Genomic DNA, 10425 nt, shown 5'->3' with positions numbered 1-10425 from the left:
TTCATTGGAAACTAGGCAGAGGCAGAAACTATTTTAATTATTTTACTGAAAAAAATACTACCTAATTGGATAAATTTAACGAATTACTAATTATTAATTATGAATTATTAATCACGAATTATCTTGACTGCAATTAATTATTAATCAAGTCGCTAAAATAGTGAGGACATAACTGGAAATATATGTAGTATTCTAGTAACAGATGACAATAACTTGTCTTCAATCAGCTTCTGGGAAGTTCCCAAATCAGTTTACCAGCTTTGAATTATTTGTTGCAAATCGATTCTTTTTTCTTTTGGATTATCCCCTGCTATCTGATAGTTGAAATCACCAGAAAATAGAATAGCTGACACTGATTTATCTGGAAATTTTTGGAAATTTAGCTGTGTCGCTTAATTGTATAAACTGGCTGTCGTGCTAATTCTCAATCAGTCGGTATAATTCCCGTACATTTAAGAAAGTCTGGATTCAGGACTGTGGGATTGAGATTTTTCGCAGCGATTGCGATGGCTCCGCCCGCCGCAGGCATCACCAATTCTTGGAGTTCTAGTTTTTTATTAACTTGCATCTTAATTTATACTGCTTTTTTAGACTAAAAAGAAGACAATTTACCGACAAAATATTGAATTAGATTAAACAATATGAGCTATTAACTGCTAACATTACTGACTTTCTACTGTGTAACCTATTATCATCATCAAAGTCTAGTATTTTTGCGTGGTTCTATATTTTTTTAACTAAAGCTTTATCATAATTGCGGAAAAATGCAGATAAAGTAAAGAGAGTATAATAGGACTTACGCAAAAGTAACCTAATTACGTCATTACGAGCGGTAGCGACGTAATCTCCACAGTCACAGGGATTGCTTCCCTACAGTGCGTTTCGGTCGCTATGACAATTTTGGTTTGCGTAAGTAAGGTAACATTAATACCAGATTTTATTTATCATTTGGCAGAAATTGCTGTTTTCTGCGACGTTCAGTTCACGATAATTCCGAACAAAGAAAGCGAGACACAATTGAACGAGATAACTTGAGATATAGTACCAGCTATACCGTTCTGACCCTGCGACATGATGAAAATTGGCGAAAAAGGTTGGAGTATTTAGCTTCCTTGTAAATTTTGGAGTAAGTATGATGCGTCGTTTTATAATTAGTCTCAAAATAGTTTTGAGCAACACAACTTTACTGGTTGTTAAATTATTTTAAAACCAATAAGCCTAAAAAATTATAGAAAATAAAAGTTAACGTCTGGCGGGGTGGTCCTATGAATCATCAACAAAAATAATTTCCCGTAGCGAATATTTATTACCCGAACATTTTTTGATCGCTCCCTCAAGTGGAACGGAACGCATTAAAAAGCTCACAGTCTTTATGTAAGCAAAACTTGGCGCATGAATTAATGCGAAAAACGAGCTTGCTGAAAGTGTCTTGAGAGCAGATTTTCTATACGGCAATTTTTGCTCTAACTCAACACTCAACGTTTGCGCTATTGCATAAGCCAGCAATGGTGGAACGCTATTACCTATAGCTTTATGTGCCGCAAGCTTACTCGTCCCGAAATCGAACCAGTCTGGAAAACTATGTAACCTCGCTGCTTCGCGAACTGTTATAACTCTCGCTTGTTCGTAATGAATTGGACGTGCAGCTGTTCTGTTTCCACTTCCAGCACGTAGGGTAGGAGAGAAACCGTTTTTGGAAAGTCGATAAGCCCAAGTCGTCGGTTCTTTCTCTCCAGGTTTGGTATCGGCATATTTTTGTTGGGTGGCTACTGTATGCACAGTTGCTTTACAACCACTGATAATATCTTTTTGTGAGCTAGACGAATTAGGGAAAAATTTCTCTAGGTATTGGGCATATTCTCCCTTTTCGCCCCATTCAGAATTCCACTCCCAGGTGTCTGTTTGAGAATTAATCGGAATATAAGATAGATCGACGATTGCCTCAAAGACGCTCACCTTCGGTATCGCCTCCCCCGCACTGAACCTTCTATTGCTTTGGTACGGTGCATCAACCTCGCCAAACTTAGAACCAACCCAAATCGCCCTTTGACGTTTTTGGGGTACACCATAATCCGATGCTGTAAGCAACCATTTAGACAGAAAATAGTGTTCTTCTATGAGAGCTATTGCATTACTTGTAATATGAGAAAATTTGTTCCATTCGATAGCAGGAACGTTCTCCATTACGAACATCGATGGATTTAGTTCTACCACCAAACTGATAAATTTGATTACTAACTGACTGCGAGCATCATCAAGGTTTTGCTTACCAGCAGCAGAAAAACCTTGACAAGGAGGACCGCCAATAACCGCTGCAATTTCTCCATCCCAATCTGAATATTTATTTTGAATAAATTCTCTAATCTCTGCTGCTGAAATATCGCCAATATCTTTACACAAAACTAATGTATCTGGGAAGTTAATTTGATATAGTTCTAAAACTTTGGGATTATTATCTATGGCAACTGCGACTTCAAACCCAGCAGACTGAAAACCCAAGTCCAAACCGCCAACTCCACAGAATAAACTTACTACCAATTTCCTGCTTTTTGATAACATTTTAATGAAAAAATATAGATTTAATTCTTATACATATATTATAGAATAACTTCATAGCCATGTTAATATCATTAGTTATTTTTATTTATTCAAACTATTCTCATTTCTCATCAAAACTTGATTAATAGCTTCTAACCTTCGCCTTTGATCTAAAGCAATGCAATTCCAACGCCAACGTTCCGACCACATTGAATATTGCTGTAATTTTGTAGTGTAGTAAGTATTTTGAGAGTTAGCACAAATTGAAAACAAACCAACTCGCGAATTACCTGCTTCAAGCTCTCCATTATTTTTACGAAAAGCTTCTACTCTTGCCCATAAAATAGCTTCTTTTCTCTTTAACCCTTTCTTCAAAGCATCAGCATATCTTTTAGGAAAAGCATCAGATACGCGAGGTGATGCCTGATTCCACTGGTCTAAATTATTGATAAATGCTTCGATATTTTGTTCGGGATTTATACCAGCGATTTGAAGTTTGTTTGCTAATCTAGGAATACGGCTTTTGGTTCTTTTTAAACATAAAGTATCTGCATTTTCTAAATTTGTGCCACCTCTACCTTGGTCGCTACACCATCCTCTATTGAGAACCCCATTTCCTGGGTCAATATGACCTGAATAAAGCTTTGTTCTACTACCATCAATTTCACAGTTTCCTTCAGCTGCACAAATTGCTAATACACCTATAGAATAATTATTAGCAAATAAATCGTTTAACTTCCCAGAATATGAAGCGTTAATTTCTGAGATATTTTCTACGCCATCAGAAACAAACTTAATTGCTGGTTTACTTAGTGCAAAGCTTGTAATTAACAATAGTAATAGGATATTGAGTAAATCCCATTTGTATCCTAATTTTATTGAATCTTTCATTATCTACAGAAAAATAAAACACTACTACATAATTCTATTCATGCTCTTAAATAAAATATTATTAATAAACCACTAAACAAGAAAAATAGTTGTTTTATAATCAGTGGAAAGCTGCACCATAAATGCAAAGACTTTTGAATAAGATTCGGTTGCCAAGGCGCTTTCGCTTTCATTCTTCCACCATGAATTAACCAATGAGCAAACGGGCAAAGCGGAAGTACATCTTTTCCTAATTCCTCCTGTCCTAAATGCCGATAGCCAACACCTGTATGATGTATGTTGTATTTACCGTATTTATTACGGGCATATTTGCCTATTCTTATCCAAGGAAACATTGAACATCTATTGCCAGATTGTTTTAGCCAGTGATAATGCTTACTTCTCCAAGCATCGGATTTAATGTACGAATAATAATCGCTTGAAGAAAGATATTTTTTTGTTTTCATAGATAGTTTTTCTCCTATTAAATGTTAAAAAATTAAGTTTTTTGCTTGGATAAAAGTTGTTGAAAATATGAAATTATTATCTGCTTGATAATCCACATCTTGACGTAAATAATTCATAAACTCTTGATGTCCTTTCGATGTACGTCCTACCGGACATCCAGCGCTTGCATTGTCAACAAACTTTTGGTCGCTTGCGCTATGTTGATTTGCTCCGATTATGGAATATTCCTTTTTATCTTCCTTGTCAACTTTGCTATTACGATTGAAATCCCGGATTATATTTACTGGTGCAACTTGGACTAGCGCAATCTCACGACCTTTATGTTTTCCTATTCGCCAAGCTTTGTAATGTCCCGGTACTTGTATGTGTGCTGCACCATCACTATTCATGGGCTGCTTAGTATAATGATTTCCCGGTTCAATAGATGCCTCCCAAGCTCCAATCAGTCTGGGAGTCGGATTTACTTCAACTAAAAACCTCGAATCATTAAATTGGTTGGGTGCATTTTCATTTTGTATCCCCGAAGGAAACATACCTTGGACGTAAAAAATGTTGTATCGGCGTTCTCCAGTTCGTATTTCCCAGTTTTGGCTGCGTGCGTAATTGACAAGCGCAGCAGCTATTTTATCGGCTTCTTTTGGTTTATTGGAGGTAGTTGAAACACTTATGCCAGCGATGCGATTGAGTTGGAGTTTACCTTCAAACCATTGGTTAATTCCGGGGTGAACTATAGCGATCGCCATAACTAAAGACAATCCAAAACAACAGATACGCCCTCGTGTTATCGATAATTGAAGTTGACGAGATGCTTCTTCGGATACCTTGATTTCCTGATACTGAATCTCTAATGGGAGATATTTGAGTAATTCGGGCGCTCGAAATGACATTTGGCACTCTTTTTGTAAGCATCTAATAGTGTTCGGCAGTTTAATGGTTCGGAGTTTGCTTGAATTTTATAGGGGAGTGGGATTGAGGATTCAGAGCGTGTCAAATTTTCTATATCCGAACGGATATCGGTAGCAAGTGTTGCAATGTAAGGTTGCACATTTGGGATTAAAGCAAACGAAGCATATCCAGGACTCGCCATATCCAAAACAAATACAACAAACACAGTACTGGTAATAAGAAAACTCGACGTAGGAATCCTCACCCAACTCATGTTTTACTTCCTCCCTACAGATTGATATCCACCATCACCAGTCCAAGTAGTCAACGGTAAAGTGGTAGTGGGTTGTTGCTGTTTCACATTGACAGGTGATTGCTGCCAATTATTAGATTCAACAGTTTGGAAACGTACAGCCCTATCCAAACTATCTCCCGCACCTGTGGCAACTTGACCAAATCCATTCCAAACGCCGTTAGCGACAGGTTTACCAGCATTTACAACGCCATGACCGAATCGGACTGCTGTTGATGTATTTTGCGGTAATTGTCGAGGATTACGAGTTGCAATCAATCCTCCTAAAAAGAATTGAGTAACCCAGGAGCCAACAACTAATCGAGATAATATTCAGCTTAACCAAACCGCTGGCTGCTAATTCTGCTGAGTCAATCGGAATTGTTACCCAGGAACCGCTACTTGGATCGACATATTTTAGTTCTGCTTCTTTACCTGACGCACCAAGATTAATCCGTTTTAGTGCTTCAATTTCAGAACCGTGATTAATTACTTCCTCGTGTTGGTTATAAGCCGGATTTTGGGGATTGTTTTGGCTGGCAATCATGCGATTACTATATCTCGCGCTCGCTTCCAACACCACAGCTTGTAATAAACCAGGATTGCTTACCAATCCAGAGCTATAATCATTGCGGGTCAAGTATTCTCGAAAGTTGCTATCAGCTGCATCTAAATTTTGGGATTTTTCCAAAAGTGTAGAATAAGCTTCTTGGGATGGGTTCATTTCTGATGAACGTTGACCTGAAAGAACTGTTGCGATCGCACTAATAACAACCAATATTACTGTTGCCACAAAAATCGACATCAACCAGGGATTAGTTAGCAAGGAATCTAAGCTTCCGGATTTAATACTATTTATTAACCCATGTGTTGCAGCACTATCTTGTACTTGCCCATGAGGATTTGGCACCCATATTTTATCAAAGTCATCTTCTGAAAGTTGATTGTTTTGATAATTCGGATGTTGATCTGAAGAAAGCATCGTTACTCAAAACCTCCTTTCTATAGTGCCTTAAGATAAGTACTGCAATAAATCCTCCCAAAATAGTCCCGCCAATCCCACCAAGCATAATTTTGAAGAAAACTGGTTTTGGTGGAGAGGTAACACATACAGTAATTGTTGCAACGGTACAAGTTGTAGTTATTGCCGCAGTCGTTGCAAGAAATCCCCCTTCAGTCATAAAATCGGTAATAATTTGTCGGTCATTAACTACGGCTTTATTGATTGTCGGCGCGATTGCTTGTACAGTTGCGGTTGCTAATTTAGGTGCAGCTTCAATTACTTCTTCGACGACGGGGATGTTGATGTATTGGTCTTCTGTGCTGAAGGTAGGGCTGTTTTTTGAGAACTTGCTAACATCGGATGTTCCTCCTCCCCCCAATTTACCGATGTCCCCAAAAAATTTTGCTCGAACTGAGTTTCGATAGTATCAAAAGCCTTATCAAAACCAGCAGCTGTTTGATTTTGATTTATAGATGATTGTTCCGTACCATTCATTATCAAATCTTGGGTTTGACGTAGAAACGCCTCTCTAAACAATGCGTAACCAACCTGAGATATTGATTGGGATTTCAACAACAACTGATAAAGGTCGTAATGATAGCTACCAGAATTTAATTCTTCTGGAGAGGTGCCGATGCGTTGCTTAAAAAATTCCTTTAAATTGAATCTTTCACCCAAAGCTTTTTCTTGGGTTTGGGCTTCTTGTTTCAAGCGTACTATCTCTTGAATACCTTCAGAAATAGTCATATTTCTTTCTTTGCAAGCATCAACAAATACTTTTACCTCATTCAAACTTTTATCGTCGATTGAGTTGTTAACGATTGCGATATGTAGCGCTTAACAAATAGCTTTGAAATCACCCAGGGGTATTTCAAGCTGCTGTACCGCTGTTGACAGATTCATTGCTTTTCTCCTCTTGCAACTTTTCAATCAAAATTTTTACAAAAAAATAGTCTTGTTCTTGGGGGGTTAAGAACTCAGTTAAGAAGCGATACAAGTCAGTCCGTCGAACTTCTTGAACATATAATTTCAATCCTCCTCTGTTAACTACTTCTTGCAGATAATCGAACTGACCGACTCTTAGAAATCGATTAGCCACGTAAAAACAAGCTAATAGCTCTAAATCGAAGCAACTGAAAAAGCTTCTTCTTTTTGGGATTTTGATGTCAGCTAGCTTGCACCAGTTTCTAACGGTTGTAGTGCTGACGTTCAATTCTTTAGCTAAAGACGACTGAGTGTAAAGTTTGTGTACATATTTCATGAATCAATCTGTAAGTTAATCTACAGTTATTCTGATGTTTAACTAAATAAACAGTTTCATTTAGTTAAAGTATTTAATTACTTTTATTAAACAATAAAATATCCGTTTGTGTACAAGGTTATACGTAATTATTCGGTAGCTAATCTGCTCAAAAAAAGCACCAGGATGAAGAATTTTGGCGCTGTAATTTGATGAAAGTAAATTTCTAATTACTGGGTAAATTCGACGGGTCAATGCCAAGAGAACGTAGATGTTGTGCTAAATTATCTGCTCTTTCTTCTGCCGTCAAATAGCGATTTCCACTTTCGTCATACCAGGACAAAAACTCCTGTTGAATTCCAGCAATAACACCTTGATGTCTGCCAATACCTAAACCAACTTCTGGCATCCATAATGGTTCGCTTATTTGTAGTTGGTAATTACTATCTACCAACTTGTAAATTTCAAGCGGTTGATGTCGGTCGCGTTGCCAATATTCTCGATTGTAGATTACGTAATAAAGTACGCCAAGTTTTCGATAAATTTCTAATTTTTCATCATATTCGTTCCCTGGAGTGTACGATACGATTTCTAACGCTAATGTCGGGACTACCTCATCTTCTTCCCAGACAGCGTAGCTCCTCCGAGATTTTCCACCTTTTTTACGTTCTACTCCCAAACTGAGAAATCCATCTGGGACTACAGGTACTCTTGGATTAACCCCTGCTGTATGGTAAATTGCCATATCTACGCCGAAAAACCAATCAGTGCGGTTTGCCCAAATTGAGTTAAGCAGGAACAGTAGAATGTTGGGCAGAAAATTTTGGTCTTCGTTATCCACTGGAATATCGTCCGAGCAAGCTAATTCGTCAGTGCTTGGTAGTTCTATAAGTTTAGATTTATCTGAAGGCATGGCTGTTACCAATATGGCTTCAGTTTTATTATTACAGTTAAATTGTCTATCGGTTGCTAACGTCATACCCGAAGCAAGTTCAGTATAAAATCTAAGTTAACTTCCTCACCGGAAAACCAATCAAAAACTACTTAGACGCACAGAACCTAAGAAAAAATAGAGTAGGATTAGAAAACCATTATGGGGAGAAGCAAGTGGCATGACTGTTATTGCTGCGAAATGGACAGTTGAAGATTACCATCAGATGATTGAGAAAGGAATTTTGCGCGAAACTCCAGAGGAGTCGCTTCGCGAACGCCTGCGTTGAATTACTCAAAGGAGAAGTAGTCGAAATATCACCAGAAGGGGAGCCTCATGCTTACTTAGCGCGATGAAGCAGGGGAGTATTTGAGTGAATTATTAGGTAAACGTGCAAAAATTCGCCATGCCAAACCAATTACTTTACCCAACGATTCAGAACCCGAACCAGATTTAGCAATTGTTCAACGTTTAGGAAGAGATTACCGAGAACATCACCCTTATGTAGAAAATATTTTCTGGGTAATTGAGTATTCTAATTCCAGTTTAGAGAAAGATTTAGAGAGAAAAAGTAAAATTTTGGCACGAAACAGGGATTAAGGAATATTGGGTTGTTAATTTGAAAAAGTTGCATTTAGTGGTATTTAGAGAGCCATTAGATGGAAATTATGCAACTAAATTTACACTTACTAGCGGAACAATTCAACCCCTTGCATTTGATGATTTTTCTATTTTGGTAGAACAAATTATTAATAAGTAATAGGTAGTAAGAGGTTTAGTGCAATTGAAAAATTAAATGAAAACACCGTAATAAAATTCCCACAGAATAATGATAAGACTTACTATAAAACCAACCTTCAATCGTTCTTTCGTTGTAACCAGTTAAGTACGAAAGAGTAGCATTACAAGCTTTCATATAGCCGTGAGGACTTCGTTTACCGGGTGTTGGAACTTCTATTCCGGGATGAATAATTGGTATCCAAATAATGCACCATTCTTCTGGGGACATTGGCTCTAGCAGTTCAAAAAATATTTGTTGACTAGAATTATTTTGTGTTTGATATAAGATAAATTTTGCTAACCAACGAGGGATTTTCTTCGTATTGACTTGTGGCTCTTTTAGCAATTGCATATTACTTATTTATGGAAGATTTTTTATCATGCCGAAGCTCAGTGCCATTAATTTTGAATTAAAGGCAAGGTTTTACAAAAATCCAATTTTTACTTAATTTAGAAGGGAATTTCCTGCCCTTGATAATTAGGATGCGATGCTTTCAAATCACAAATAAAAGCAGTTAGAGCATGAATCCCTGTATATAGCGTTCCACTTTTTGTTCGGTATCCTTTACCACTCCAACCATTCCAACCAAGGTTTTCTCCAATTTCGCCAAACTCAGCAATTACCGAATTAGATTTTGACTTCTGCTGCAATTCTTCTTGCTGTTTTATACTATGTGCTTGAAGTTGAGTTAGTTGTTGCTCTCTTTGAAAAAGTACATTATTCAAGCGCTCAACTTCCGACATTAATGGCTCGATAGTTTTCTCCAACTCCTTGTTAACCACCTTCGCAGCTTGTTTGTTAAACGTATTTCCCCAGCTATCTTTATTAGAATCTTCGAGGGCTTTTTCTAAGTCTTTTATTCGTTGTTGGAGTTGGTTATTTTGATCTACTAAACTACGTACAGACTGCAATTCGTTTTCCTTCGCTATTAACTGCTCGATTAGTTCATGTTTAGCTTGTTCCATCTGAGTCGCGTGTTTTTGCGCCGCAATTATTTCCTCTTTTGCTGCTTTTAGCGCTGCATCGCGAATTTCTACAAATTTTCCCAATTCTTCTTCGGCTCTCTCTTTATCTCGTTGTACTAAAGCTTCCGCGACTTTTTGCTCAACTTCGGGTGGTATAAACATTTCCTTGGGAGAAGCTGGTTTTATAACTGTATGAAGAGATTCTGGCTGAAGTTGATGGGGTTTGAACAGCTGCTTAGTGTCCATTCCTTGAGTAACTACGTGATCGAGCAACACCCAGAAATCATTGTTCCACTCGGACATGATTATCCCAGCGTAACCAGTCCACCCTCGATCATCTTTTGCGACTACGATTCGCGTTCCGGGGGTTAGGAGCGCTTTAGTGGAGGAGTGGGGGAGTGGGGAAACGGGAGTGAGGAATTGTTCGTTAGTATTCCCTCCTTCTCTCCCTC

The 10425-nt window shown here is 37.9% G+C and carries 14 protein-coding genes; 2 read left to right on the top strand and 12 right to left on the bottom strand.

The genetic code is table 11. The features are described 5' to 3' along the window. Positions 1-424 precede the first annotated feature (424 nt). The 10 genes from IQ247_RS32485 to IQ247_RS09975 all read right to left on the bottom strand — a co-directional run bounded on the left by IQ247_RS32485 (position 425) and on the right by IQ247_RS09975 (position 8275). On the bottom strand, positions 425-568 hold the full coding sequence (locus tag IQ247_RS32485) for a hypothetical protein (RefSeq protein WP_228059627.1): 144 nt from the start codon (positions 566-568) through the stop codon (positions 425-427). A 695-nt stretch (positions 569-1263) separates the two neighbouring features. Continuing rightward, entirely contained in the window at positions 1264-2559 is a 1296-nt protein-coding gene (locus IQ247_RS10015; RefSeq protein WP_228059626.1) for a DNA cytosine methyltransferase, read from the bottom strand. 81 nt (positions 2560-2640) lie between these two features. Then, on the bottom strand, positions 2641-3429 hold the full coding sequence (locus IQ247_RS10010) for a hypothetical protein (RefSeq protein WP_193919461.1): 789 nt from the start codon (positions 3427-3429) through the stop codon (positions 2641-2643). A gap of 38 nt (positions 3430-3467) precedes the next feature. Further along, positions 3468-3875, bottom strand: a complete 408-nt coding sequence (locus IQ247_RS10005) for a hypothetical protein (RefSeq protein ID WP_228059625.1) — start codon at positions 3873-3875, stop codon at positions 3468-3470. Positions 3876-3899: 24 nt separating this feature from the next. Next, the gene (locus IQ247_RS10000) at positions 3900-4763 is read right to left on the bottom strand and encodes a hypothetical protein (RefSeq protein ID WP_193919459.1); all 864 of its coding nucleotides are present in this window, start codon (positions 4761-4763) and stop codon (positions 3900-3902) included. Positions 4764-5038: 275 nt separating this feature from the next. Continuing rightward, a complete protein-coding gene (locus IQ247_RS09995) occupies positions 5039-5332 on the bottom strand; it encodes a hypothetical protein (RefSeq protein ID WP_228059624.1) in 294 nt (97 codons plus the stop codon). After that, on the bottom strand, positions 5316-6035 hold the full coding sequence (locus tag IQ247_RS09990) for a hypothetical protein (protein ID WP_228059623.1): 720 nt from the start codon (positions 6033-6035) through the stop codon (positions 5316-5318). Before IQ247_RS09990 ends, IQ247_RS09995 begins: the two co-directional genes overlap by 17 nt. Before the next feature lie 297 nt (positions 6036-6332). After that, positions 6333-6803 (bottom strand): DUF885 domain-containing protein, encoded by a 471-nt coding sequence (locus IQ247_RS09985; RefSeq protein WP_228059622.1) that lies wholly within the window; start codon positions 6801-6803, stop codon positions 6333-6335. Positions 6804-6927: 124 nt separating this feature from the next. Beyond that, positions 6928-7317, bottom strand: coding sequence for a hypothetical protein (locus IQ247_RS09980; protein WP_193919457.1), 390 nt, complete (start codon positions 7315-7317; stop codon positions 6928-6930). A gap of 205 nt (positions 7318-7522) precedes the next feature. Then, positions 7523-8275: a Uma2 family endonuclease gene (locus tag IQ247_RS09975; protein WP_322745481.1), complete on the bottom strand. Its 753-nt coding sequence runs from the start codon at positions 8273-8275 to the stop codon at positions 7523-7525. A gap of 321 nt (positions 8276-8596) precedes the next feature. Here IQ247_RS09975 and IQ247_RS33375 point away from each other — a divergent pair, with 321 nt between their 5' ends. Next, entirely contained in the window at positions 8597-8827 is a 231-nt protein-coding gene (locus tag IQ247_RS33375) for a Uma2 family endonuclease (protein ID WP_322745480.1), read from the top strand. Between the two features lie 37 nt (positions 8828-8864). After that, positions 8865-8987, top strand: coding sequence for a hypothetical protein (locus tag IQ247_RS33370; protein WP_375341222.1), 123 nt, complete (start codon positions 8865-8867; stop codon positions 8985-8987). A gap of 15 nt (positions 8988-9002) precedes the next feature. Here IQ247_RS33370 and IQ247_RS09965 read toward each other — a convergent pair whose 3' ends face one another. After that, positions 9003-9359 carry a hypothetical protein gene (locus tag IQ247_RS09965; RefSeq protein ID WP_193919455.1) on the bottom strand — a complete coding sequence of 119 codons (357 nt, stop codon included), beginning with the start codon at positions 9357-9359 and terminating at the stop codon, positions 9003-9005. 98 nt (positions 9360-9457) lie between these two features. Beyond that, positions 9458-10425 (bottom strand): hypothetical protein (locus tag IQ247_RS09960; RefSeq protein WP_228059621.1); only part of this gene is annotated, 968 nt, incomplete at its 5' end.

The organism is Plectonema cf. radiosum LEGE 06105, assembly GCF_015207665.1.
GTDB lineage: Bacteria > Cyanobacteriota > Cyanobacteriia > Cyanobacteriales > Nostocaceae > Rivularia > Rivularia radiosa_A.
This window is presented reverse-complemented; position numbering and strand designations above follow the sequence as displayed.

Bases quoted from the DNA above. Each gene is read 5' to 3' on its own strand.
- IQ247_RS09965 (WP_193919455.1), bottom strand. From the start codon at position 9,359: ATGCAATTGCTAAAAGAGCCACAAGTCAATACGAAGAAAATCCCTCGT.
- IQ247_RS09985 (WP_228059622.1), bottom strand. From the start codon at position 6,803: ATGACTATTTCTGAAGGTATTCAAGAGATAGTACGCTTGAAACAAGAA.
- IQ247_RS09990 (WP_228059623.1), bottom strand. From the start codon at position 6,035: ATGCTTTCTTCAGATCAACATCCGAATTATCAAAACAATCAACTTTCA.
- IQ247_RS10010 (WP_193919461.1), bottom strand. From the start codon at position 3,429: ATGAAAGATTCAATAAAATTAGGATACAAATGGGATTTACTCAATATC.
- IQ247_RS32485 (WP_228059627.1), bottom strand. From the start codon at position 568: ATGCAAGTTAATAAAAAACTAGAACTCCAAGAATTGGTGATGCCTGCG.
- IQ247_RS10005 (WP_228059625.1), bottom strand. From the start codon at position 3,875: ATGAAAACAAAAAAATATCTTTCTTCAAGCGATTATTATTCGTACATT.
- IQ247_RS09975 (WP_322745481.1), bottom strand. From the start codon at position 8,275: ATGACGTTAGCAACCGATAGACAATTTAACTGTAATAATAAAACTGAA.
- IQ247_RS10015 (WP_228059626.1), bottom strand. From the start codon at position 2,559: ATGTTATCAAAAAGCAGGAAATTGGTAGTAAGTTTATTCTGTGGAGTT.
- IQ247_RS10000 (WP_193919459.1), bottom strand. From the start codon at position 4,763: ATGTCATTTCGAGCGCCCGAATTACTCAAATATCTCCCATTAGAGATT.
- IQ247_RS09980 (WP_193919457.1), bottom strand. From the start codon at position 7,317: ATGAAATATGTACACAAACTTTACACTCAGTCGTCTTTAGCTAAAGAA.